Annotated in this window: 30 protein-coding genes; 21 read left to right on the top strand and 9 right to left on the bottom strand. The window is 69.4% G+C overall.

All coding sequences use genetic code 11. From position 1 onward, the window contains the following. The first annotated feature begins 87 nt into the window (after positions 1–87). The 10 genes from HNQ67_RS06315 (at position 88) to HNQ67_RS06270 (ending at position 6,680) form a co-directional block, all read left to right on the top strand. On the top strand, positions 88–234 hold the full coding sequence (locus tag HNQ67_RS06315; RefSeq protein ID WP_183253501.1) for a hypothetical protein: 147 nt from the start codon (positions 88–90) through the stop codon (positions 232–234). 188 nt (positions 235–422) lie between these two features. Continuing rightward, complete coding sequence (gene ffh / locus HNQ67_RS06310; RefSeq protein WP_183253499.1) at positions 423–1,949, top strand: signal recognition particle protein; 1,527 nt, start codon at positions 423–425, stop codon at positions 1,947–1,949. A 21-nt stretch (positions 1,950–1,970) separates the two neighbouring features. Then, a complete protein-coding gene (gene rpsP, locus HNQ67_RS06305) occupies positions 1,971–2,582 on the top strand; it encodes a 30S ribosomal protein S16 (protein WP_183253496.1) in 612 nt (203 codons plus the stop codon). A 97-nt stretch (positions 2,583–2,679) separates the two neighbouring features. Continuing rightward, positions 2,680–3,213 (top strand): ribosome maturation factor RimM, encoded by a 534-nt coding sequence (gene rimM / locus HNQ67_RS06300; RefSeq protein WP_246347469.1) that lies wholly within the window; start codon positions 2,680–2,682, stop codon positions 3,211–3,213. Between the two features lie 53 nt (positions 3,214–3,266). Further along, positions 3,267–3,638 carry a DUF3597 domain-containing protein gene (locus HNQ67_RS06295; protein WP_183253492.1) on the top strand — a complete coding sequence of 124 codons (372 nt, stop codon included), beginning with the start codon at positions 3,267–3,269 and terminating at the stop codon, positions 3,636–3,638. Between the two features lie 49 nt (positions 3,639–3,687). Next, the gene (locus HNQ67_RS06290; protein ID WP_183253490.1) at positions 3,688–3,903 is read left to right on the top strand and encodes a KTSC domain-containing protein; all 216 of its coding nucleotides are present in this window, start codon (positions 3,688–3,690) and stop codon (positions 3,901–3,903) included. Between the two features lie 75 nt (positions 3,904–3,978). Next, positions 3,979–4,350, top strand: coding sequence for a hypothetical protein (locus HNQ67_RS06285; protein WP_183253488.1), 372 nt, complete (start codon positions 3,979–3,981; stop codon positions 4,348–4,350). A 35-nt stretch (positions 4,351–4,385) separates the two neighbouring features. Then, the gene (locus tag HNQ67_RS06280; protein ID WP_183253486.1) at positions 4,386–5,507 is read left to right on the top strand and encodes an acyltransferase family protein; all 1,122 of its coding nucleotides are present in this window, start codon (positions 4,386–4,388) and stop codon (positions 5,505–5,507) included. Between the two features lie 71 nt (positions 5,508–5,578). Next, positions 5,579–6,106, top strand: coding sequence for a CHAP domain-containing protein (locus HNQ67_RS06275; protein WP_246347468.1), 528 nt, complete (start codon positions 5,579–5,581; stop codon positions 6,104–6,106). Positions 6,107–6,188: 82 nt separating this feature from the next. Beyond that, entirely contained in the window at positions 6,189–6,680 is a 492-nt protein-coding gene (locus tag HNQ67_RS06270) for a COG3650 family protein (protein WP_183253482.1), read from the top strand. Here the strand turns inward: HNQ67_RS06270 and mmcB are convergent. From mmcB to hslV, 4 genes are all read right to left on the bottom strand, one after another. Continuing rightward, positions 6,665–7,123 (bottom strand): DNA repair putative endonuclease MmcB, encoded by a 459-nt coding sequence (gene mmcB / locus HNQ67_RS06265; RefSeq protein WP_183253480.1) that lies wholly within the window; start codon positions 7,121–7,123, stop codon positions 6,665–6,667. The two genes, HNQ67_RS06270 and mmcB, sit on opposite strands and share 16 nt — an antisense overlap. A 113-nt stretch (positions 7,124–7,236) precedes the next feature. After that, on the bottom strand, positions 7,237–8,157 hold the full coding sequence (locus HNQ67_RS06260) for a hypothetical protein (RefSeq protein ID WP_183253478.1): 921 nt from the start codon (positions 8,155–8,157) through the stop codon (positions 7,237–7,239). A gap of 119 nt (positions 8,158–8,276) precedes the next feature. Continuing rightward, complete coding sequence (gene hslU, locus HNQ67_RS06255; RefSeq protein WP_183253476.1) at positions 8,277–9,578, bottom strand: ATP-dependent protease ATPase subunit HslU; 1,302 nt, start codon at positions 9,576–9,578, stop codon at positions 8,277–8,279. Between the two features lie 104 nt (positions 9,579–9,682). Further along, a complete protein-coding gene (gene hslV / locus HNQ67_RS06250; protein ID WP_183253474.1) occupies positions 9,683–10,243 on the bottom strand; it encodes an ATP-dependent protease subunit HslV in 561 nt (186 codons plus the stop codon). 141 nt (positions 10,244–10,384) lie between these two features. Here hslV and HNQ67_RS06245 point away from each other — a divergent pair, with 141 nt between their 5' ends. Both HNQ67_RS06245 and HNQ67_RS06240 read left to right on the top strand, forming a co-directional pair. Next, entirely contained in the window at positions 10,385–10,774 is a 390-nt protein-coding gene (locus HNQ67_RS06245) for a BLUF domain-containing protein (RefSeq protein WP_343054837.1), read from the top strand. A 31-nt stretch (positions 10,775–10,805) separates the two neighbouring features. Next, complete coding sequence (locus HNQ67_RS06240; protein WP_183253470.1) at positions 10,806–11,540, top strand: molybdopterin-synthase adenylyltransferase MoeB; 735 nt, start codon at positions 10,806–10,808, stop codon at positions 11,538–11,540. 6 nt (positions 11,541–11,546) lie between these two features. Here HNQ67_RS06240 and HNQ67_RS06235 read toward each other — a convergent pair whose 3' ends face one another. Beyond that, on the bottom strand, positions 11,547–12,533 hold the full coding sequence (locus HNQ67_RS06235) for a 2-hydroxyacid dehydrogenase (RefSeq protein ID WP_183253468.1): 987 nt from the start codon (positions 12,531–12,533) through the stop codon (positions 11,547–11,549). 118 nt (positions 12,534–12,651) lie between these two features. Between HNQ67_RS06235 and HNQ67_RS06230 the strand changes: the two genes are divergently transcribed. The 7 genes from HNQ67_RS06230 to HNQ67_RS06200 all read left to right on the top strand — a co-directional run bounded on the left by HNQ67_RS06230 (position 12,652) and on the right by HNQ67_RS06200 (position 18,644). Further along, positions 12,652–13,122: an SH3 domain-containing protein gene (locus tag HNQ67_RS06230; RefSeq protein WP_183253466.1), complete on the top strand. Its 471-nt coding sequence runs from the start codon at positions 12,652–12,654 to the stop codon at positions 13,120–13,122. Positions 13,123–13,220: 98 nt separating this feature from the next. After that, positions 13,221–13,751, top strand: a complete 531-nt coding sequence (gene fabA / locus HNQ67_RS06225; RefSeq protein WP_183253464.1) for a 3-hydroxyacyl-[acyl-carrier-protein] dehydratase FabA — start codon at positions 13,221–13,223, stop codon at positions 13,749–13,751. Positions 13,752–13,814: 63 nt separating this feature from the next. Then, positions 13,815–15,044: a beta-ketoacyl-ACP synthase I gene (fabB, locus tag HNQ67_RS06220; RefSeq protein ID WP_183253462.1), complete on the top strand. Its 1,230-nt coding sequence runs from the start codon at positions 13,815–13,817 to the stop codon at positions 15,042–15,044. A gap of 103 nt (positions 15,045–15,147) precedes the next feature. Further along, the gene (locus tag HNQ67_RS06215) at positions 15,148–16,338 is read left to right on the top strand and encodes a cation:proton antiporter (RefSeq protein WP_343054836.1); all 1,191 of its coding nucleotides are present in this window, start codon (positions 15,148–15,150) and stop codon (positions 16,336–16,338) included. 142 nt (positions 16,339–16,480) lie between these two features. After that, the gene (locus HNQ67_RS06210; protein WP_183254010.1) at positions 16,481–17,278 is read left to right on the top strand and encodes an enoyl-ACP reductase FabI; all 798 of its coding nucleotides are present in this window, start codon (positions 16,481–16,483) and stop codon (positions 17,276–17,278) included. A 308-nt stretch (positions 17,279–17,586) separates the two neighbouring features. Further along, on the top strand, positions 17,587–18,057 hold the full coding sequence (locus HNQ67_RS06205; protein ID WP_183253460.1) for a hypothetical protein: 471 nt from the start codon (positions 17,587–17,589) through the stop codon (positions 18,055–18,057). Further along, on the top strand, positions 18,054–18,644 hold the full coding sequence (locus HNQ67_RS06200; protein ID WP_183253458.1) for a hypothetical protein: 591 nt from the start codon (positions 18,054–18,056) through the stop codon (positions 18,642–18,644). Before HNQ67_RS06205 ends, HNQ67_RS06200 begins: the two co-directional genes overlap by 4 nt. Before the next feature lie 6 nt (positions 18,645–18,650). On the opposite strand, the gene rph is transcribed toward HNQ67_RS06200, so the two are convergent. Then, positions 18,651–19,367 carry a ribonuclease PH gene (gene rph, locus HNQ67_RS06195; RefSeq protein WP_183253456.1) on the bottom strand — a complete coding sequence of 239 codons (717 nt, stop codon included), beginning with the start codon at positions 19,365–19,367 and terminating at the stop codon, positions 18,651–18,653. A gap of 115 nt (positions 19,368–19,482) precedes the next feature. Here rph and hrcA point away from each other — a divergent pair, with 115 nt between their 5' ends. Both hrcA and grpE read left to right on the top strand, forming a co-directional pair. Then, entirely contained in the window at positions 19,483–20,571 is a 1,089-nt protein-coding gene (hrcA, locus tag HNQ67_RS06190) for a heat-inducible transcriptional repressor HrcA (protein WP_183253454.1), read from the top strand. A 47-nt stretch (positions 20,572–20,618) separates the two neighbouring features. Continuing rightward, positions 20,619–21,200 (top strand): nucleotide exchange factor GrpE, encoded by a 582-nt coding sequence (grpE, locus tag HNQ67_RS06185; protein WP_425486339.1) that lies wholly within the window; start codon positions 20,619–20,621, stop codon positions 21,198–21,200. Between the two features lie 137 nt (positions 21,201–21,337). Here the strand turns inward: grpE and HNQ67_RS06180 are convergent, their stop codons facing one another. Genes HNQ67_RS06180 through HNQ67_RS06170 form a run of 3 tightly spaced genes read right to left on the bottom strand, consistent with a single transcriptional unit; the run spans position 21,338 to position 23,288 of the window. Beyond that, positions 21,338–22,237, bottom strand: coding sequence for a dienelactone hydrolase family protein (locus HNQ67_RS06180; protein ID WP_183253451.1), 900 nt, complete (start codon positions 22,235–22,237; stop codon positions 21,338–21,340). Positions 22,238–22,292: 55 nt separating this feature from the next. Next, on the bottom strand, positions 22,293–22,922 hold the full coding sequence (locus tag HNQ67_RS06175; protein ID WP_183253449.1) for an alpha-ketoglutarate-dependent dioxygenase AlkB: 630 nt from the start codon (positions 22,920–22,922) through the stop codon (positions 22,293–22,295). A gap of 3 nt (positions 22,923–22,925) precedes the next feature. Continuing rightward, positions 22,926–23,288: a hypothetical protein gene (locus HNQ67_RS06170; RefSeq protein ID WP_183253447.1), complete on the bottom strand. Its 363-nt coding sequence runs from the start codon at positions 23,286–23,288 to the stop codon at positions 22,926–22,928. Positions 23,289–23,412: the final 124 nt, after the last annotated feature.

Raw genomic sequence — 23,412 nt, 5'->3', positions numbered from 1 at the left:
CCTCGCCCCCGGCAAACAAGCCCCACAGAGCCAGGGCGGGAGCAATTCCGGCGGTCGGGGGTTGGTCCCGGGAAAGGAGATCCAGACATGGAAGCATTTCCCTGGGGCATCGTCATCATCGGCGGTCCCGTCCTTCTCGGCCTGGCGCTGTTCTGGGCCATGATGCGCAGCCGCAAGGCCTCGGACCGGGCCGATCCGAACACCCCCTCGGACGACCCCTCGAAGGGGATGTAGGCCTCGCCTTGTCTTCACCCGTCTTTTCCGCCATAAGCCGCCGCTTCCGACGCAAGTGAACCTCGCGTCTCCACCTGCACGACCCCGGTTCCGGCCGGACGAGGCAGGCGAGAACCCTCCGCCGACGTGATCGTCGCCGGGGGCCGTCGTCGTATGGAGCCGTTTCGCCCGTCGCAACGAGGTAGTGAATGTTCGAGGCTCTGAACGAGCGGCTGACAGGCGTCTTCGACCGGATCACCGGCCGCGGCGCCCTGTCCGAAAAGGACGTGGCCGAGGCGATGCGCGAAGTCCGCGTGGCGCTGCTCGAGGCCGACGTCGCCCTGCCCGTCGTCAAGGACTTCATCGCCTTCGCCACCGAGCGCGCCACCGGCGAGGACGTCATCCGCTCGGTCAAGCCGGCCGATCAGGTGGTCAAGATCGTTTATGACGGCCTGGTCGAGATGCTGGGCGGCGAGGAGCCGGTCCCGATCAATCTGAACGCCACGCCGCCGGCGGTCATCCTGATGGCCGGCCTGCAGGGCTCGGGCAAGACCACGACCTCGGCCAAGCTGGCGCTGCGGCTGACCAGGTTCGACCGCAAGAAGGTCATGATGGCCTCGCTGGACACCCGCCGTCCGGCGGCGATGGAACAGCTGGCCACCCTCGGCAAGCAGATCGAGGTCACCACCCTGCCGATCGTGGCGGGCGAGAGCCCGGTGCAGATCACCAAACGCGCCCTCCAGTCGGCGAAGCTGCAGGGCTTCGACGTCCTGATCCTCGACACCGCCGGCCGCATCACCCTCGACGAGGCCCTGATGGCCGAGGTGGCCGAGGTCGCCGCCGTGTCGAAGCCGGTCGAGACCCTGCTGGTCGCCGACAGCCTGACCGGCCAGGACGCGGTGCGCACCGCCAAGGCCTTCCACGAGCGCCTGCCGCTGACCGGCCTTGTGCTGACCCGCGCCGACGGCGACGGGCGCGGCGGGGCCATGCTGTCGATGCGCGCCGTCACCGGCCTGCCAATCAAATACCTCGGCGCGGGCGAGAAGGTCGATGCGCTGGAGGTGTTCGACGCCCGCCGCGTGGCCGGCCGCATCCTCGGTCAGGGCGATATCGTCGCCCTGGTGGAGAAGGCCTCGCAGGAGCTCGACCAGTCCAAGGCCGAGGCCATGGCCCGCAAGCTGGCCAAGGGCCAGTTCGATCTGAACGATCTCGCCGCCCAGCTGCAGCAGATGAAGAAGATGGGCGGGCTTCAGGGCATCATGGGCATGCTGCCCGGCGTCGCCAAGATGAAGGCCCAGATGGCCGACGCCAATATCGACGACCGCATGATCCTGCGTCAGGAGGCCATCATCTCCTCGATGACCAAGGCCGAGCGCAAGAAGCCCGACCTGCTCAACGCCAGCCGCAAGAAGCGCATCGCCGCCGGCGCCGGGGTCGAGGTCCAGGACATCAACCGCCTGCTCAAACAGCACCGCCAGATGGCCGACATGGTCAAGTCGATGTCCAAGGGCGGCGGCAAGGGCCTGAAACAGATGGCCGCCATGATGGGCGGCCTGGGCGGGGGCATGGGCGGCGGACCCGACATGGCCCGGCTCAAGGCCATGGGCGGCGGCAAGATGCCGGAACCGACGGCCGAAGACATGAAAGCCATCCAGGACCGGCTCGCCGGCCTGGGCGGCGGACAACTGCCGGGGGGGCTTCCGGGCCTGCCGGGCTTTCCTCCCAAGAAGAACTGATTTCGTAGAAAGAGACTGAAAATGCTGAAGATTCGTCTGGCCCGCGGTGGCGCCAAGAAGCGCCCCTACTACTATATCGTCGTCGCCGATTCCCACTCGCCGCGCGACGGCAAATTCATCGAGCGCGTCGGCAGCTACAACCCGATGCTGCCGCGCGACGGCGAGCAGAAGCGCGTCACCCTGAAGGCCGACCGGATCGCCGAATGGCTGTCGAAGGGCGCCCAGCCGACCGACCGCGTCGCCCGCTTCCTGTCCCAGGACGAGGTGCTGGCCGACAAGGTCAAGTGGACCCAGTCGAACAACCCGAACAAGGCCCAGCCGGGCAAGAAGGCCCAGGAACGCGCCGCCGAGCGCGCCCAGCGCGAAGCCGACCGCGCCGAGGCCGAAGCCGCCGCCAAGGCCGAGGCCGCCGAAGCCGCCGCCCGCGCCAAGGAAGAAGCCAAGGCCGCCGCCGAAGCCGCCAAGAACGCTCCGGCTCCCGAACCCGAAGCCCCCGCTGAAGAGGCTCCGGCCGCTGACGCCGTGACCGAGGAAGCCCCGGCTGAAGCCGCTGCGGAAGAGGCTCCGGCCGACGCCGCCGCCGAGGACGCCCCGGCCGCCGAAGCGACCGAGGAAGAGAAGACCGAGGCCTAAGCGCCCCGGTTCCCGCCCCGGCGGGATCAAGACGACGGAAAGCAGCGTCCGGACGCCCGGGCGCTGCTTTTCTGTTATCGGGACGGACCAACAGGAGATGCGGATGACCGCCGACAGCAGACTCATCCTCGTCGCCCAGATCGCCGGCGGGTTCGGGGTCAAGGGCGAGGTGCGGGTGACGGCCTACACCGCCGAACCGATGGCCCTGATGGCGTACGGACCGCTGCTGCGGGCCGACGGTTCGGTGGGGCTGACCCTGACCTCGGCGCGGCCGGACAAGAACGGCGTCGTCGGCCGGGCGAAGGAGATCGCCACCAAGGAAGAGGCCGACGCCCTGCGCGGCCTGAAACTGCACATCCCGCGCGACCGCCTGCCCGCACCGGACGAGGACGAATTCTACCTCACGGATCTGGTCGGCCTGCAGGCGCGCGATCCGGCCGGCGTCGTGCTCGGCGCGGTCAGGTCGGTGCAGAATTTCGGGGCCGACGACATGCTGGAGATCGCCCCGGCGGCCGGCGGCCCGACCTGGTACCTGCCGTTCACCCGCGAGGCGGTCCCGGACGTCCACATCGCCGACGGCTGGCTGCTGGCCGTGCGCCCGGTCGAGGTCGGCGAGCGCGAACCCGACTGAACCGGCCTGTTCGGGATGCGTTGAGACGCGGTCCAGCACAGGAGCACGCGTTCATGGGTATCTTCAGCTCGATCTGGGACCGGATCAGAGGGCATCGCCCCCAGGCCGCCTCCACGGCGCCCGCGCCTCAATCCACACCCGCCGCTCCGACCGCGACCGCCCCGGTTGATGTCGAGGCTGTTCTCGTCTCGATGGCGGAACTGAAGGGTGAACAGGCGGCTGGCAACTGGCGTACCTCGATCGTCGATCTGCTCAAACTTCTGGGCCTTGATTCCAGCCTCGAAGCCCGCAAGGAGCTGGCGCAGGAACTTGGCGTCAACGCCGGGCCTCACGGCAGCGCCGAGCAGAATATCGCCCTGTCGAAGGCCGTCTGGCGTAAGCTGGAAGAGAACGGCGGGCGGGTGCCGGACTCTCTCAGGGACTGAGGCCCGGAAGCGGGGCGGAGCCGTCGGCGCGATCCGGCGTTCAGCCCTCATGCCCTCCAGCGTCATCCGCCGCTTCAGCTATGACGAGCCCCGCCGGCGGCTGCGGGTAACCTTCGTCAGCGGCGATGTCTATGAATACGACGGCGTGCCGCCGGAGGTGAACTCAGCCTTTCGCGAGGCTTTTTCGAAGGGCCGGTTCTTCGGCCCCAACATCCGCGACCGCTATCCTTTCCGGCGGGTAGAGCGAGGCCTGCACGCGGAATAGGCGGCCCGGCTCCGCTTTCGCGCGGGCGCGAACCGTGCCTATGGTGGCGCTTCGGAACCTGTCGGAGTGATCGGGATGCGCCGGACCGTCGTCGCCCTTGTGGCCATGACCGCTCTCGTGGCGGCCTGTCAGCAGCCCGCCGAAGCGCCGGTGGCGGAACCGGCCGGGGCGGACGCCCCGCCGCCCGTCATGCCCGCCGACGCCCCCCCGCAGGAAGAGGTCGACCCTGCCGTGGCGGCGCTGCCGGCGGGCGAACCGGTTCCCTGCCGCAACCAGCTCGGCGAAGCGGCCGCGATCCGGCTGGTCGAGCGCTGCGTCCAGGTCAGCCCCGCCAGCCACCCGCCCTGCCACCCCGACAACCCCTGCGCCCTGATCCAGGGCGAGATCGACCGGTCCTGCGCCATGTACAAGCCCGGCGAAACCCGTCCGGCCGAGTGCGGCGCTTAACGGTTCCTAGAGCCTGAAACCCTAGTCTGGCGGTCATGACGCCGGTCCAGACGCCCCCCGATCTTCGCGCCCTGACCACGCTGCGGTTCCTGGCGGCGCTGTGGGTGGTGCTGTTCACGGCCTGGCCGCATCTCGACATCGGCGTCGTGCCGACCGCGGTGACCAAGGGCTACCTCGGCGTCGAGGTCTTCTTCGTCCTGTCGGGCTTCATCCTCAGCCACGTCTATCTCGAGGCGGCCGGCCAGGGACGCCGGGAGGGCGGTTTCAGCTATCGCGGCTTCCTCTGGGCGCGGATCGCGCGGGTCTACCCGCTGCATCTGGTGACCCTCGCCGGCATGATGGCGCTCGGCGTCGCGGCCACGGTCGCCGGCCTGACCGTCAGCGAGAGCCTGCTCGACTGGCGCTCCCTGCCGGCCCACCTCAGCCTGACCCATGCCTGGGGCCTGGCCTCCAGCGCCGCCTTCAACCATCCGTCGTGGTCGATCTCGGCCGAGTGGTTCGCCTATCTGAGCTTCCCCGCCTTCGCCTTTGTCGCCTGGCGGATGCGCGAGCGGCCGGTGATGGCGGCGGGGGCGACCGCGGCCGGGGCGCTGGCGCTCTACGCCGTGTTCGAACCGGTGGCCGGCTTCTCCCTGACCGAGGCGACCTTCCTGTGGGGGGCCTTGAGAATTGTTCCGTGTTTCGCCCTCGGCTGCGCCCTCTACCTGATCCATCGCCGGGCTCCGGTGCGTCACGCTGGCGCCGTCGCCCTGGTCTGCGGCGCCGGCGTGCTGGTCTGCGCCTCGCTGGCGCTGTGGGACCCGCTGGTGGTGCTGTTCGCCGGGGGGCTGATCCTCGGTCTGGGCGGTCTCGACAACGGCCGGGCCGGCGTCTTCGCCTCGAAGGCGGGCGTCTACCTCGGCGAGATCTCCTATTCGATCTACATGGTCTGCGCGCCGGTGCTGCTGCTCGGCGTCAACGTCGCGGCGCGCATGACCGGGGCCGACGACAAGAAGCTTCACATCCTCGTGTGGTTGGCGGTTCTGGCGGCCATTCCGGTCGCGGCGGCCCTGACCTATCACCTGGTCGAACGCCCGGCCCGCAAGGCTCTGAGGGGTTTGGCGGCCAGAAAACCCGCGGCCCCGGTCGCGGCTCCGGCTGTGGCGAATTCGCCTTAAAGGGTTCTTCAACCCTCGCAAACTATCGTCTAAGGCTGATTCCGAGGCAGGTCGGGAAACACGCCAGCATGATGAAACGGCTCACAGCCGCCGCGGTTGCGGCGACCCTCGGATTTTTCGTGCTGGGCCCCATGGCCCCCGCCGCGAAGGCCGGTGAACCGTACTGGCAGTGCGTGACCTTCGCCCGGATGTTCTCCGGCATCGAAATTTTCGGCGACGCCCACACCTGGTGGTCCCAGGCCCGAAACCGCTTTCAGACCAGCGAACGTCCGCGCACCGGCTCCGTTCTGGCCTTCAAGCCTAGCGGCCGGATGAGCCGCGGTCACGTCGCCGTTGTGTCGGAAGTGCTGACCGACCGGGTCATCCGCGTCACCCACGCCAACTGGGGCGGCAGCCGCGGCAAGGTCGAGGAAAACGTCACCGTCGTGGACGTGTCCGACCGCGGCGACTGGACCGCGGTCAAGGTCTGGTACAACCCGATCAACGACCTCGGCACGAGCGTCTATCCGACCTGGGGCTTCATCCACAAAGCCCCGTTCCAGCCGTCGGACGGCCTGCTGATGGCCTCAGCGTCGGTCGGGGCCGACGGCCAGCCCTGATCTTCGAACGTCGGCGAGGCCACGCCGACGCTTGACGGAGCCCCGCCTCCCGCGCTCCATTCCCCGCCTCCGGGAGATATTCATGCGTGCTTACACCCCCTTCGCCCTGACCGCCGTTCTCGCCGCCTTCGCTCTGGCGGCCTGTTCGCCGCCGGCCGAAGCCCCGGAGCGGCCGGGCCCCGCGCCCGGTCCCGCACCGGTCCTGGCGGGCGTCGATCTGACGCAACCGTTGCGGGCGCTGGGCACGGAGCCGTTCTGGGCGGTGGAGATGACCGGCTCGGAGTTGGTCTATTCCGGGGTCGACCGACCCGAACAGCGCGCCCCGCAGGGCCAGCCCACGATGCAGGGCACCATGGCGGTGTGGGAGGCGACCACCGGCGCCGGCAATGCGCTGAAGGTCACCCTGACCGCCACCGACTGCAGCGACGGCATGAGCGACCGGATCTACCCGCTGACCGCCATGGTCGAGACCGGCGGCGAACTCCTGATGGGCTGTGCGGCTGCGGTGTCGGCCATCGAATCCGCTGGCGAGAGCGGGCGCGTGGTCGGCGGACCCGCTCAGCCGACCGGCTGATCCCTCAGCGTCCTGAGGGCCCCCAGCCGGGCGAAGGCGAGGGTCAGGGCCTTGCGCCGGGCCGGGGCCAGGGCGACCGGGGCGGCGTCGCGCACCACCGCCCCGCCGAAGCCGTCGGCGACGATCAGCCCCGGCTCGTCCGGCAGGATGTCTGACGGGAACTCCGGCGCCACGGCGAAATAGAACAGGTCGCAGTAAGGCCGGTACTCGCCCCATTTGCGATCGACGCGGAAGTCCTCCAGCCCTGACTTCACTTCGCAGATGACGATCTCTCCGCGCGGGCCGAGGCCCATGACATCGGCGCGGCGGCCGTTGGGCAGGCCGACCTCGAGCAGGGGGGCGAACCCCATGTCCGCCATCAGCCGCGCCGCGCCGCGGGTGACCGCCAGGGTCGTCGCGGGCCGGCTGAAGACGAGATCGATGTGGACGGCGGCGGCGGGCATGGAGCCGTTATGTTCGGCTTTCGTTCCAGTATCAACCGCGGGACGGATGGTGGCCGCTCAGAGACGACGGCCGCCAAGGGTGGAAAGCGGGCCTCTTGCGCATCGATTTCGCCTTAGCGGTAGCGACCAGCGGCGGCGTCCAGGCGTCGGTCGCCGGCCTCGACGCCCGAAACGGCCCCAGGTATCTGCTGTGAGAGATATTGGCACCGTGCTTTCAGGCGCGGGTACATGTCGCGCAGACGCCGACGCGCCTGCTGCGGTGTCACGCCGGTCGCATTCATGACGATCCCTATTTCAGCGCGTTCCAGATCCCGGCCCCTGTCATAGGCGCCGGCCCGGCGTTCGACACTCCAGCCAGCTTCATCCGAGCGCCGTTCGAAATCCTCGGCAAGGCGGCGCCCGACGGCGAGGTCGACGGTGTAGTAGGGCTCGCACAGCGCGAACAGGGTCGACAGGCGACCGAGATGTTCACCCTCCGCGGTCAGGGGATCGGCCGCATCTTCGGGCGGGCTCCCGACGTGCGGGGGACAGGTCGGCAGGGCGTCGTCAGAACGCCGGAGCCCGCCGATCACGACCTGCATGACCGGCTCGGGCCAGTGCTCGTACGTCGCCATTCCGGGCGGCACGGTGCACACCGATGTTGCATCCGGACCGCGCGCCTGTCCGCCGACGTAGCGTACGATAAACCCCGAATAGGCCAGCCCCTCGGACTGGCCGTTCTCGACCTTGAGCACAGAACCGATATCCTGGCGGGCATGGAGGCCGAACCTCAGGGTTCCGGCGTCAGCATGGTTCACGGACGCACGCGATCGATCCATCGGCGGCAAGACGTCCTGCACCTCGATCCGGTCGACGCCTATCAGGTCATAGGTTCCGTCATCATTCCGGCGGAGGGTCGCGCGCTCGCCGGAGGCGACGTTCAGCGTTCCCTGGACGTAGCCGGAGCGCCGGTCGCGAAACTGCTGCGGCGTCTCCGGGTAAGCGATCGGCGCGTCCTGAAAAGCCATCGCCGACACAAGGAAGGTGAACAACATAGCGCGCTCCGGTTGCCGCGGGCGCCAGCTAGCGCCCGCTCGCCAATGCTGGTCAAGCTGAGCCGCGCGGGCGCTCTATTGGCCTTGAGCAGGCCTGCCGCCGGCCCCCAGCGCCCATCCTAAAGAATAAACCGGCTGAGATCCGCGTCGCGGGCCAGGTCGGCGACCTTGTCGCGCACCTGATCGCCATCGAAGGCGACGGTCTGGCCGGTGAGGTCCGAGGCCCGGAAGCTGGTTTCCTCCAGCACCCGCTCGAGCACCGTCTGCAGCCGGCGCGCGCCGATGTTTTCGACGGTGGAGTTGGCGGCAACCGCCGCGTCGGCCAGCGCGCCGATGGCGTCGTCGGTGAAGCTCAGGGTGACGTCCTCGGTGGCCAGCAGGGCCTGGTTCTGGCGGATCAGATTGGCCTCGGGCTCGGTCAGGATGCGCACGAAGTCGTCGCGGGTCAGGGCCTTCAGCTCGACCCGGATCGGCAACCGACCCTGCAGCTCGGGCAGCAGGTCCGACGGCTTGGCCACATGGAAGGCGCCCGAGGCGATGAACAGCACATGGTCCGTCTTGGCCGGCCCGTATTTGGTCGACACCGTGGTGCCCTCGATCAACGGCAACAGGTCGCGCTGCACGCCCTCGCGGCTGACGTCGGCGCCGGACGCGCCCTGACGGGCCGCCACCTTGTCGATCTCATCGAGGAAGACGATGCCTTCGTTCTCGGCCAGCAGCACCGCCTCGCGGGTCAGACTGTCCTGATCCAGCAGCTTGTCGCTCTCCTCGGTGACCAGGGGGCCGACTGCGTCGCGCACCGGCAGCTTGACCGCCTTGGTGCGGCCGCCACCCAGCTTGCCCAGCATCTCCGACAGATTGATCATGCCGATGCCCCCGCCGCCCGGCAGGTCCATCCCCTGCATCGGCGAGGCGGTATCGGCCAACTGCAGCTCGACCTCCTTGTCGTCCAGCTCGCCGGCCCGCAGCTTCTTGCGAAAGCTGTCGCGCGTCGCCGGCTGCGAGCCCGGCCCGACGAGGGCGTCGAGGATGCGCTCCTCGGCAGCCGCCTCGGCCTTGGCCTTGACCCCGGTGCGGCGCTTGTCGCGGACCATCACCAGCGCCGATTCCACGAGATCGCGCATGATCTGGTCGACGTCCCGCCCGACGTAGCCGACCTCGGTGAATTTGGTCGCCTCGACCTTGAGGAAAGGCGCCCCCGCCAGCCGGGCCAGCCGCCGGGCGATCTCGGTCTTGCCGACGCCGGTGGGGCCGATCATCAGGATGTTCTTCGGCGTCACCTCGTCGCGCAGGTCCTCGGGCACGCGCTTGCGCCGCCAGCGATTTCTCAACGCCACGGCCACGGCGCGCTTGGCGTCGTCCTGGCCGACGATGAAACGATCGAGTTCGGAAACGATTTCGCGGGGGGATAGGTCGGTCATTGGGGTCCAGATGGGGCGGCGGGTCGGATTTGGGGAGGGGTTGGTTCCATGGGGCTCTTGCTGGCGAGTTGAACCAACCGGCCCAAAAGACTCTGCCAGCCTCCCTAGTCCAGCGTCTCCACCACCAGATTGCCGTTGGTGTAGACGCAGATGTCGGAGGCGATGGCCATGGCGCGGCGCGCGACGGTCTCGGCGTCCATGTCTGAATGGTCCAGCAGAGCGCGGGCCGCCGCCAGCGCGAAATTGCCGCCCGACCCTACCGCGGCGACCCCGTGTTCCGGCTCCAGCACGTCGCCGACGCCGGTGACCGTGAAGATCGACGACCGGTCGGCGACCAGCAGCATGGCCTCGAGCCGGCGCAGATAGCGGTCGGTGCGCCAGTCCTTGGCCAGGTCGACGCAGGCCCGGGCCAGTTGGTCCGGATACTGCTCCAGCTTGGCCTCAAGCCGCTCGATCAGGGTGAAGGCGTCGGCGGTGGCCCCGGCGAAGCCGGCCAGCACCTTGCCGCCGGCGAGGGTGCGAACCTTGCGCGCCGCGCCCTTGACGATGGTGGGGCCCATCGAGACCTGGCCGTCGCCGGCGATCACGGTGCGGCCGTCCTTGCGCACGGCCAGAATGGTGGTGCCGTGCCAGCCGGGGCCGGTGGAGTCATGCGGATGCGTCATCCGCCCCAGATGGAGACCGAATTACGGCCCGACAAGCGTTTTCGGCGGAAATTCAACAGCTGTGCCGGGCCATATTATAACCAATGTAATCCGTTACTTTGACATTATATGCCCTTCAATTCGACGAACACAGCAAGTGGCGTGCTCCACCGCGTCATCTACGCGAGCGAAGCCGTCGGCTCGACCGGCGCCTCGACGCTGTCGATCGCCCAGATTCTGGGCGTGTCCGGGCGCAATAACCGCCGCGACCACCTGACCAGCTGCCTGATGTTCCACCGGGGCCATATCCTGCAAGGGATCGAGGGCGCGCGGGTGGATGTGGACCGGCTGATGCGGCGCCTGCAGGACGACCCCCGCCACACCGGCCTGCGCATTCTCGCCGATACGCCCATTCAGGCGCGACGCATCGACGAGCCCATGATCCTGTGCGCCGACCCGGACGCCCTGCTGGAGCGGGTCGGCCTGCCCTGCCTGTCCCTGGCCACCGCCAACGAGGCGGAAGTGTTGCTCGAGCTCCGCAAGGCGGCGTGACGCCACGCGCAGGAGCGCCTAATCGGGGCGGGTGAGCTTCTCCGACGACGAAATCGAACGCTACGCCCGTCATCTGGTGCTGGGCGAGATCGGCGGCCCCGGCCAGCAACGGTTGAAGGCCGCGCGCGTGGCCATCGTCGGGCTGGGCGGCGTCGGGGCTCCGGCGGCCCTGTATCTGGCGGCGGCGGGCGTGGGGTCTCTGCGCCTGATCGATCACGACACGGTCGGACTGTCCAACCTGCAGCGCCAGATCGCCTTTTCCGAACAGGACGTCGGCGACCTCAAGGTCGAGGCCGGGGCGACGCGGTTGACCGGGCTGAACGCCCACGTCGGGCTCGAGACGGGGGCCGAGCGGCTGACGCCCGACAACGCAGCCTGGCTGCTCGAGGGGTGCGACGTCGTCGTCGACGGCACGGACGACTTCGAAACCCGGTTCGCGGTCAACGCCGCCTGCGTGGCCGGCCGGATCCCTCTGGTCTCGGGCGCGCTCGGACGCTGGAGCGGCCAGGTCGGCGTCTTCGCCGGCCGGCCCTGCTACCGTTGTCTGGTCGCCGAGGCCCCGCCGGACGCCGAGACCTGCGCCCGCGTCGGCGTCGTCGGCGCCCTGGCCGGGGTGGTCGGCGCGATGGCTGCGCTGGAGGCGATCAAGCTGGTCACCGGCGCCGGCGAGGCCTTGGCCGGGCGCCTGCTGATCTACGACGGCCTGGCCGGGACCGCCCGCACCGTCGCTGTCGCCCCCGACCCCGGCTGTCCGGTCTGCGCGTAGCGTCGGCTACAGCATCGCCGGAATCACCCGGTCCGGGGGCCGATGGCCGTTCTGGAAGGTCATGATGTTGGTGATCACCCGGTCGCCCATGTCCTGACGGGCCTCCAGCGTCGCCGAACCCAGATGGGGCAGCAGCACGACGTTGGCGTGACCGAGCAGCCCGGGATGGATGGCCGGCTCGTGCTCGTAGACGTCCAGACCGATCCCGGCGATGGCTCGACGGGCCACGGCGTCGGCCAGGGCGGACTCGTCGATCAGCTCGCCGCGGGCGGTGTTGATGAGCAGGGCGTGCGGCTGCAGCCGCGCCAGCCGTTCGGCCGACAGCAGGTGATGGGTCTCCTTCGTCGCCGGGCAGTTCAGGGAAATGATGTCCATCCGCGCCAGCATCTGATCCAGATCGTCCCACCAGGTCGCGCCCAGCTCTTCGGCGACCATGTCCGGGACCGGCTTGCGGTTGTGATAGTGCACCTGCATGCCGAACGCCTTCGCCCGCCGCGCCAGCGCCTGGCCGATGCGGCCCATGCCGACGATGCCGAGCCGCTTGCCCCACAGCTTGCGCCCGGTCATCCAGGTCGGGGTCCAGCCCTCGAACCGCCCTTCGGCCACCACCTGCGCGCCCTCGACGATGCGCCGGCTGACCGCGAGGATCAGGGCCATGGCGAGGTCGGCGGTGTCCTCGGTCAGCACGCCCGGGGTGTTGGTGACGATCAGGCCGCGCCCCACCGCCGCCTCGACATCGATGTGATCCACCCCGGCGCCGAAATTGGCGATCATCTTCAATTGCTCGCCCGCGCTCTCGATCAGACTGGCGTCGACCGTGTCGGTGATGGTCGGGACCAGCACATCGGCGCGCCGCACCGCCGCCTCCAGCGCCGCCCGATCCATCGGCGTGTCGGTCAGGTTCAGTTCGGCGTCGAACAGTTCGCGCATCCGCGTCTCGACCGCGTCCGGGAGCCGTCTGGTTAATACGACCTTAAGCCTGGGCGGGGACATTCGGGGCCTTCGATTTCATGGACCGCTCGTGTCTAGCAAAGCTCGCCCCCGCTTCCAAAGGCCCGCCGTCGCGACGTCGATCGCCTGCGCCGCGATATTGGCCGGAGCGGCGCAGACCATGCCCGACGGCCGTCCGACGCCGAGCGGCCAGCCGGTGCCGCGCTGGCTGTCGCTGAAATCGTCCGAGGTCCACGCCCGCTTCGGCCCCGGTCTCGACCACCGCATCCTGTGGGAGTACCGCGTCTCCGGCCTGCCGGTGCAGGTCGTCGCCGAGACCACGGAATGGCGCAAGGTCTGCGATCCCGAGGGGGCCGTCGCCTGGGTCCACCGCAGCGTGGTGTCGAGCCGGCGCAGCGTCTTCAACGCCTCGGACAAGGAAATCGCCATCCATTCCGGCCGCTCGGAAACCTCGCCCGTCCGCGCCCGGCTGTCGCCGCGCTCGCTGGTGGCCATGGACGAGTGCGAGGATGGCTGGTGCCGCATCCGGGCCGGACGGCTGCGCGGCTGGGTGCGCCAGTCCGCCGTGTTCGGGACCCAGGAGCGGGCGCTGTGCAACGCGGCCCGGCCGGCGGGGACCGGTCGTCGCTGACGGGGGTGGTTGAGCCTGCCCCCGGGCTCGTGTAACCCGACGGCCACACCGGCCATCAACGGCGTTCGCGCCGCCGGCCCCCTGACAGGCGAGCGCCCGTGACCCAACCCGACCGTCCCTCCTCGTATGATTATGCGGCGCTGCTGGCCGCGGGCCGGGGCGAGCTGTTCGGCGAGAAGAACGCCAGACTGCCGGCCCCGCCGATGCTGATGTTCGACCGCATCACCACGATCAACGGGGACGGCGGCGCCCACGGCAAGGGCTATGTCGAGGCCGAGCTGGATATCCACCCCGACCTCTGGTTCTTCCAGTGTCACTTCATCGGCGACCCGGTCATGCCGGGCTGCCTCGGCCTCGACGCCATGTGGCAGTTGGTCGGCTTCTACCTCGGCTGGATCGGCGGCCCGGGCCGCGGCCGCGCCCTCGGCGTCGGCGAGGTCAAGTTCACCGGTCAGGTCCAGCCTGACGTCAAGAAGGTGGTCTACAAGATCGACCTGAAGCGGGTCATCAACCGCCGCTTGGTCATGGGCATCGCCGACGGGGTTCTCGAAGCCGACGGCGTCCCCATCTATACGGCCACGGACATGCGGGTCGGCCTGTTCGGCGCCGCCGAACCGGTCGGCGGCTAAACCGTTTCCCGTCAGCACGGCCGCGCTCAGCACCGGCGGCCAAGGGTTCAAGAAGGAATCATCATGCGGCGTGTCGTCGTCACCGGACTGGGTATCGTCTCTTCCATCGGCACGGGCCAGGACGAGGTCGCCGCCTCCCTGCGCGAGGCGAAATCGGGCGTGCAGGCCTCGCCGGATCACGCCGCCCATGGCTTCCGCTCTCAGGTCTGGGCCCCGCCGTCGCTGGGCGTGACCGCCGAGGACTGGGCCCCGCACGTCGACCGCCGCGCCGCCCGCTTCCTCGCCAACGGCACCGCCTGGGGCCATATCGCCTTCGAGGAGGCGCTGAAGGACTCCGGCCTGACGCCCGAAGAGATCAAGGACGAGCGCATCGGCCTGATCGTCGGCGAGGGCGGCCCCTCGACCCAGGTGATCCTTCAGGCGGCCCAGACCACCATCGAAAAGGGTTCGCCCAAGCGCATCGGCCCGTTCGCCGTGCCCAAGGCCATGGCCTCGGGGCCGTCGGCCGTGCTGGCCACCTGGTTCGAGCTCAAGGGCATCAACTATTCGATCAGCTCGGCCTGCGCGACCAGCGCCCACTGCATCGGCGCGGGGGCCGAACAGATCGCCTGGGGCAAGCAGGACGTGGTCTTCGCGGGCGGTTGCGAGGACATCGACTGGTCGATGTCGAACATGTTCGACGCCATGGGCGCCATGTCGTCGAACTTCAACGAGACGCCCGCCGTCGCCAGCCGGGCCTATGACAAGGACCGCGACGGCTTCGTCATCGCCGGCGGCGCCGGCATCGTCGTGCTGGAAGAATATGAGCGGGCCAAGGCGCGCGGCGCGACCATCTACGCCGAGGTCACCGGCTACGGCGCCAATTCCGACGGCTTCGACATGGTCGCCCCCTCGGGCGAGGGCGCCGAGCGCTGCATGAAGATCGCGCTGGACATGGCCGGCAATCCGAAGATCGACTACCTCAACCCGCACGGGACCTCGACGCCGGTCGGCGACTCCAAGGAGATGGCCGCGGTGCGCAACGTCTTCGGCGACGACCTGCCGATGATCTCCTCGACCAAGTCGCTGACCGGCCATTCGCTCGGCGCGGCGGGCGCGCAGGAGGCGATCTACTGCCTGCTGATGATGAAGCACGGCTTCGCGGCCGAGAGCGCCCACATCGAAAATCTCGATCCCGAGTTCGAAGGTATGCCGATCCTGCGGAAGCGCCACGACGGCGAGCTGAAACACGTCATGTCCAACAGCTTCGGCTTCGGCGGGACCAACGGCACGCTGATCCTGTCGAAGATCTGACAGCAACCGCCACGGCGCCGGTGCGCTATAGTCGACTTCCCGACATCTGGAGCCGACCCTGACCGCCGACCCCTATATCCTGTTCCTGCTCGGCCTCGGGGCCGTGGTCCTGCTGGTCTCCTGGGCGCCGGTGGGGCTGAAGCGCGTGCCGCTGACCCTGCCCATCCTGTGCGTGGCCATCGGGGTGGCGGTGTTCTCGACCGGCCTGTTGGCCTTCGACCCCGATCCCCGCACCTGGGACACCCTGACCGAGCGGCTGGCCGAACTGGTGGTCATCATCAGCCTGATGGGGGCGGGGCTGAAGCTGGACCGGCCGCCGGGCTGGAAGGCATGGAATTCGACCTCGCGGCTGCTGATCGTGGCCATGCCGCTGACGATAGCGGCGACGGCGTTGCTCGGCTGGGCCGGGCTCGGCTTCAGCCTGGCCATGGCCCTGCTGTTCGGCGCCTCGATGGCGCCGACCGATCCGGTGCTGGCCGCCGACGTCCAGGTCGGGCCGCCGCGCTCGGGCGACGAGGACGAGGTCCGCTTCGGCCTGACCTCCGAGGCCGGTCTCAACGACGCCCTCGCCTTCCCCTTCGTGCATCTGGCCATCCTCGCCGCCGCCGGGGGGTTGGCGACGCAGGGCGGCCTGCTGGACTGGTTCACCGTCAAGGTCGGCTGGAAGCTGCTGGCCGGGCTCGGCGCCGGCTGGCTGATCGGCCGGACCCTCGGCCACCTGCTGTTCCGCAGCCGCCGCGGCCTGTCGAAGCTCGGCGACGGGCTGATCGCCCTCGCCGCCACCCTGATCGCCTACACCCTGACCGAACTGATCCACGGCTACGGCTTCCTCGCGGTCTTCGTCTGCGCCTTGATGATCCGGCATTCGGAGAGGGACCACGAGTTTCATCAGGAGATGCACGACTTCTCGGACCAGATCGAGCGGCTGCTGATGATGCTGCTGCTGGTCCTGTTCGGCGGCGCGCTGGCCAACGGCCTGCTGTCCAGCCTGACCTGGACCGACGCCCTGATCGGCGTTCTGGTGGTGTTCGTGGTCCGGCCGGTAGCGGGCCTGATCGCCATGGCCGGCTCCGACCAGCCGTGGCGCGAGCGGCTGCTGCTGGCCTTCCTGGGCATCCGCGGGGTCGGCTCGATCTACTACCTCGCCTACGGCATCAACCACGGGGACTTCGGGAACAGCGAGCGGCTGTGGGCCGTGGTCGGCTTCATCATCCTGCTGTCGATCATCGTCCACGGCGTCACCGCCACGCCCCTGCTGGCGCGGCTGGCGCGACGGCGCGCGGCTGACGCCTGACGCTTCCCCCCGAAAGCGGGCGCTGCTAACCCTCCGCCACGGCTTCAGGCCAATCAGACCGGCCTCATGCAGCGAGCAACCGCGTTGCGAGCGTTAGGCCCAAACGAGGAGACGGACCATGGCGAGCGAGAGCGGCTGGAACATGCCCACGGGCGACCTGATGAAGGGCAAGAAGGGCCTGATCATGGGGGTCGCCAATTCGAACTCCATCGCCTGGGGCATCGCCCAGCAGCTGGCCGCCCAGGGGGCCGAACTGGCCTTCACCTACCTCGGCGAGGGGCTGGAGCGCCGCGTCCGTCCGCTGGCGGAGAGCGTCGGCGCCAAGCTGCTGATCCAGGCCGACGTCACCGACGACGCCTCGATGGACGCCGCCTTCGCCGAGCTGGAGACGGAGTTCGGCACGATCGACTTCGTGGTCCATTCGGTGGCCTTCGCCAACAAGGACGAGCTCAAGGGCAGCTTCGTCGACAACACCAGCCGCGACAGCTTCCTGCTGGCCATGAACATCTCGGCCTTCAGCTTCGTCGACGTGGCCAAACGCGCCTCGAAGCTGATGCCGAACGGCGGCTCGCTGGTGACCATGACCTATCTCGGCTCCGAGCGGGCCATCCCCAACTACAACACCATGGGCGTGGCCAAGGCGGCGCTCGAGGCGGCGACCCGCTACATCGCCCGCGACCTGGGGCCCAAGGGCATCCGCTGCAACGCCATCTCGGCCGGAGCCATGCGCACCCTGTCGCTGGCCGGCATCTCGGGCGGCCGCGGCATGATCGCCCAGGGCCGCGCCATGTCGGCGATGAAGGAGGACACCTCGATGGAGGGCGTCGCCGGCTGCGCCCTGTGGTTGTGCTCCGACCTCGGCCTGTCGACCACCGGCGAGATCATCCACGTCGACGCCGGCTTCCACATGATGGGCCTGCCGGACGGAGACGAGGGCTGATCAACGAGGGGTGATTTGCGTATTCGCCCTGGATAGCCTTGAGTTGTCCAGAAGGCGGAGGTGGCGAATGACCGATCCTGCGTATGACCTCGGAACCGTCTGGGTGGTAGGCCAGCGCCGCCGGCCCCGCGGAACATTTCCTCCGGCGAGTGGCGGAGGCGGCGGCGGAATCCCCGGCGACTCTGGCGGAGTTCACCAGGACGAGGTCGATCCCGATCCTGACCACCCGGGGCCGGGTCCCCTGCGACGATCCGGAGACCGCGCGGGAATGGAACGCTGATGCGGCGGCTGCGGAAGCGCTCAGGCGAATGATCGCAGCTGCCTTGGCGCAGGACGACCCCACCCACCATCTCGCGAACCGAGAGTATGGAGCGATGATTTGTGAAAGGGCTGATGGCGTTCTGACAATCTCCCCGGTTGTGTGGGGTGATCCAATCTTTGATGCGGGAGGAACCTGGGTGAATCCCGGAGAGCAACCGACCGTACCTGTCGACATTGATGCCTGCGGTATCGGGAGTACCCCGCTAGCGATGATCCACACCCACCCAAGCACCGGCGGTGCGGGAGCTATACCGTCGTGGAATGATGCTCAATGGGTGGCCGCGATCAACGCGCGTCGAGGAGACAATCACGGTCGGATCTACGTTGTTGCGATCGACGGGACCTCATTTCGCATCGAAGTTTATGACCAGTCGAACGCAGGGGCTTGGGAGACGGGCGAACGCGGGCCAGAGGTCAACCCGAACGCCCAACCCTGCACATTGGATGCCGTCCAATGAGGAAGGCCATTTCGGCCATCGCCTTGGCTATTGCCGTCATCGCATCAACGGCAGCCGCGCAGGTCACGGACACAATTGCCGGTAGGGCTCAGAATGAAGCTTTCAACGGGCGAAATGCGTTTTTGGTCTACGCCGTTCAGGACGGTCGCGGCTGGAATCTTGTGTCCGTGTTCTCCCAACCCTTCGGACCCGCCGTGTCTACGCAACCGACTGCGCCCCGCCGCTGGGTGGCACGAAGGCAGGCCGGCTGGAGCGATACCCTCTCTGGCGTCGTGACTTGGGCCGACAGCGCTACCTGCCCCCAACTGGCTGGCGTCCTCTGGTCGCTGCACCAAGCCGAGGTTCCCTCTTTTGAAGTTCCTGGAATCGCCGCGCTTCGACCTGATGCGGGCGTCGAGCCCGTCCCGGTCCCTACCCATGGCCCGGTCTTCACGATCTGGGGGCGGGGGAGCCAGCCGAGCGGAGCGCTGACGTGGATGCGGGTTCAACCGTTCGGAGGTGAGTTGGCGAATTGGGGGCTGAACGCGGAACGGCATTTGGCCAACTGCTGGACGACGGATGTCCCGCTGGCCGAATATCCGAACTAGGCCCCCCTACCGCCCCAGCGCCGCCCGCTGCAGCGCGAACAGCTCGGCGCAGCCGCCCTCGGCCAGCTGGAACAGGCGGTCGAATTCGGCGCGGGTGAAGCCGCGCTTCTCGCCGGTGGCCTGGATTTCGACGATGGTCCCCGAACCGGTCAGGACGAAATTGCTGTCGGCCTCGGCGGTGGAATCCTCTTCATAGTCGAGGTCCAGCACCGGCTGGTCGCTGCACACGCCGCAGCTGATCGCCGCCACCTGGTCGAGGATGGGATCGCTCTTCAGCACCCCCTCGGCGCGCAGGTAATCGAAGGCCGAGGCCATGGCCACCCAGGCCCCGGTGATCGCCGCCGTGCGGGTGCCGCCGTCGGCCTGGATGACGTCGCAGTCCAGCGACACCTGCCGCTCGCCCAGCGCCTTGAGGTCGACCACCGCGCGCAGCGAGCGGCCGATCAGGCGCTGAATCTCCTGCGTCCGCCCGCTCTGCTTGCCGGCGGCGGCTTCTCGGCGGCCGCGGGTGTGGGTGGCGCGCGGCAGCATGCCGTATTCGGCGGTGACCCAGCCGTGCCCCGTATTGCGCATCCAGCCCGGCACCTTCTCCTCGACCGAGGCGGTGACCAGCACCTTCGTGTGGCCGAAACTCACAAGGCATGACCCCTCGGCGTAGCGGTTGACCCTGGTCTCCAGCGTCACGGCGCGGAGTTGTTCGGGCTGGCGTTCGGAGGGGCGCATGAGAAATCCTTGGAAGCGGTCGCGGGGCTGCTTATCCTGAAACGGTGAGCCTGTATTCCCCCCCGCCCGCGCCTTCCGCCGTCCGGCTGCGCCCGGTCGACCGGGAGCCGCGCCCATGACGACCTTCGGCGGCCCTGCTTTCGGCGGACCCAGCCTCGCCCTGCCGGGTCTGGACCAGCGCGCCCGCGACATCTTCCGGCGCATCGTCGAGAGCTATCTGCAGACCGGCGAGCCGGTCGGGTCGCGGACCCTGTCGCTGACCGGGGTGTCGCTGTCGCCAGCCTCGATCCGCAACACGATGCAGGATCTGACCCTCGCCGGCTTGCTGGCCTCGCCGCACACCTCGGCCGGGCGGATCCCGACCCACGCCGGCCTGCGCCTGTTCGTCGACGGCCTGCTCGAGATCGGCGACGTCGGGACCGAGGAGCGGCGCGAGATCGACGCCCGCCTCGCCGGCAGCGGTCGCAATTTCGAGGAGGCCCTGAACGAGGCCTCGTCCCTGCTGTCCGGCCTCGCCGGCGGGGCCAGCATCGTGGCCAGCCCGGTGCGCGAGGCCGGGGTCAAGCACGTCGAGTTCGTCGCACTCGGTCACGATCAGGCCCTGGCGGTGCTGGTCGGCGACGACGGCTCGGTCGAGAACCGGCTGATGCCGCTCAAGGCCGGGGTGACCCCCTCGACCCTGCAGGAGGCGTCCAACTTCCTCAACGCCCGGCTCCGGGGGCGCCCCCTGCACGAGGCGCGCACCGAGATGCGCACCGAACTGGAAACGGCCAAGCGCGAACTCGACGCCGCCGCCGCCCGTCTGGTCGAGGACGGCCTGGCCGCCTGGTCCGGCGGGGCCGAGCGCGAGCGGTCCCTGATCGTGCGCGGCCGCGCCAATCTGCTGCACGACCGCGAGACGGCCGAGGACCTCGAGCGGGTCCGCGTCCTGTTCGACGATCTGGAGCAGAAGGAACAGTTGATCAGCCTGCTCGACGGGGTGTCCACGGCCCAGGGCGTACGCATTTTCATCGGCGCGGAAACGCGGTTGTTTTCGCTTTCGGGTTCCGCCGTCATCGCGGCGCCCTATATGACGGGCCGGCAGCGGGTGCTGGGCGCCATCGGCGTGATCGGCCCCGCGCGACTGAACTACGCCCGTGTCATACCGTTGGTGGACTATACCGCCCGGGTGCTGGGCCGGATGCTGGACGGACAAGAGACTTGAGCGACATTCACGACAACACCCCGACCTCCGAGGAACTGGCCGCTGACATCGGCGAGAGCGAAGGCTTCGACGGCGAGCCCGATGACGGTCTTGGCCCGATCGACGCCCTGATCGCCGAGCGCGACCAGTGGAAGGACCGCGCCCTGCGCGCCGTGGCCGAGGCCGAGAACACGAAGAAGCGCGCCGAAGCCCAGAACAACGACGCCCGCGCCTACGCCATCCAGAAATTCGCCCGCGACCTGCTCGGCGTGGCCGACAATCTGGAGCGCGCGCTGCAGGCGGCCCCGAAGGACGCCGACGCCGGCGAGGCCGGCCTCGTCACCGGTCTGGAGCTGACCCAGAAATCGCTGCTGCAGGCCTTCGAGGCCAACAATCTGAAGCGCGTCGCCCCCGAACCGGGCGAGGCGTTCGATCCGCATTTCCACCAGGCGATGATGGAACAGCCGTCCGACACGGTTCAGGGCGGCCAGGTGATCCAGACCCTGCAGGCCGGCTACGCCCTGTTCGGTCGCACCGTACGCCCGGCCATGGTCGTGGTCGCCGCCAAGGGCTCCGGCGCCGCGGCCGGGAACGCCGCCTATGCCCGGGCCGAGGCCTCGGACGGCGGCAATTTCGACGGCACGGCGTAAACCCCACATCCTCCCCCCTTGGGGGAGGGGGACCGCGTAGCGGTGGAGGGGCTGACTTCGGCCGCCGGCGGATGGGTTCGGCCCCCTCCACCACCCTTCGGGCGGCCCCCCTCCCCCTTCGCTCCGCTCGGGGAGGACTACTTCAACCGCGCCTCGAACAAAGCCAGTAGCTTGGCCCAGCCGTCGGCCGCGTCGGCCGGGCGGTAGCTGTCGCGGTAGTCGGCGTGGAAGCCGTGCGGGGCCGCCGGATAGACCTCGATCCGGCTGTGGGTCTGGCCAGCGCGCTGCAGGGCGCTGCGCATGGCCTCGACGCTGTCCAGCGGAATGCCCCGGTCGGCCTCGCCGTACAGGCCCAGAACCGGCGCCTTGAGGTCTCCCGCGAGATCGACGGGCCACGGCTGGCCGGCCGCCTTCTGCTCGGGCGTGGCGTTGGCCGGCGGGGCCAGACGGCCGTACCAGGCCACCCCCGCGTCGATGGCCGCGAACCGGGCCGCCGCCTGCCACACCACCTTGCCGCCCCAGCACCAGCCGGTGATGCCGACCTTGTCGGCGTTCGCCCACAGCTGCTGGCTGGCCCAGTCGAGGGTGGCGGCGACGTCGCCCATGACCTGTTCGTAGCCGGCGGCGGCGACGATCTGCTGAACCCGGGCCATCTCGGCCCCGGCCGGGTCCTCGACGCGAACGAAGAAGGCCGGAGCGATGGCCGCGTAGCCCTCGCGCGCCAGCCGCCGGCAGACGTCGCGGATATATTCGTGGACGCCGAAGATCTCGGACACGACCACCACCACCGGGAAGGGACCGTCGCCCGCGGGCCGGGCGACATAGGCAGGCAGGTCGAAGCCGTCCGGGGCCGGATAGCTGACGTTGGCGATCTCCAGCCCGTCCGCAGGGGTGCTGACCGGGCTGGCCTGGGCCGCCAGGGCGGCCGGGGCGTAGCCGGCGAACAGCAGGCCGCCGAGCCCGGCCGTGGCGAGACCCCGGCGGCTCAGGCGGATGTCGTCGGCCTCGGGGCCTTCGGGACGGATCAGATCGGACATCGGAGCCTCCGGCGCGGAAAGCGGGACAGTGACCCGGCCCTTTCGGAGCGTCGAGTCACGATTGCCGTGAAGCCCCGGCCCGGCGCAGCGTCAGATTGACCCGCCCGCCGCCGGGGATCAGGGCCGACGATCCCGCCAGAATCCGGTCGACGCCGTGCCGGGCCAGCCGCGCCGGTCCGGTCAGGGCGCAGACGTCGCCCGAGGCCAGCCGCACCGACCGGGTCGGTCCGCCCTCTGCCGCCCCGACCCGGAACACCGCCGTATCGCCCAGCGACACCGACAGCACCGGCGCCGCCCGGTCGGCCTCGTCGAGATCCTGATGCAGCCCCATCCGGGCGGCTCCTCGGTACCGGTTGACCAGACAGGCGTCGGGCGGCTCCGGCCAACCGGTCAACTCATCCCACAGCTCAACCAGCCGCTGCGGCATCGGCGGCCACGGCGCGCCGGTCACCGGGTGGGTCGGCTGGTAGCGGTAGCCCGCCCGGTCCGAGACCCAGCCCATCGGGCCCAGATTGCTCATCTCCACCGAGAACGGCCGCCCGCCCCGCGTCGTCGGGCGATAGAAGGGCGCGGCCTCGACCGCCGCCAGCACCTCATCCTTCAGCGCCGCCTGCTCGTCGGGCGACAGGGCGGCGGGCCACAGGCGGAAGCCCTCGATCCCCGTGTCGATCTCGCGCCGCGTCAAGGCTCAGCGGGTCAGGTAGTAGTCGGCGATGCGGCAGACGTTGATATTCTCGCGCAGCAGCACCTGCCCGCCAGCGAGCTCGGCCCGCAGGTCGTAGAGGCAGCCGCCGGTTCCGGCGTCGATGGTCACCGGCGTGCTGGCGCCGCTGGCCACCGGGGTCCCCCCCAGCAGGTCGCCGCCGAAGGTTCCGGTGCGGACGTCGGCCGCCTGCAGCTTCTGCAGCGTGACCCCGGTCTGGTTGTGGATGCGGACGCGGCGGTTCTGGCCGTCGCTCGACTGGCTCCCGGGCGGCGGAGCGGCGATGAAGCCGGACACGCCGAGCGCGGCGGTCATCAGGGCGACTGTAAGAGCTCTTCGGGCGATCATGGCCCCTCCTTTCGGCGGCCTCTCGGAGGGGGGCCGCCCGGGATACTATATGCCGATGCGCGCTTCGTGACACACCTGACAGAGACTGACGCTGAATCGCGATCAGGCCTTGCGGGGCGAGGCC

This window comes from Brevundimonas basaltis (genome assembly GCF_014202075.1).
Classification (GTDB): Bacteria; Pseudomonadota; Alphaproteobacteria; order Caulobacterales; family Caulobacteraceae; genus Brevundimonas; species Brevundimonas basaltis.
This window is presented reverse-complemented; position numbering and strand designations above follow the sequence as displayed.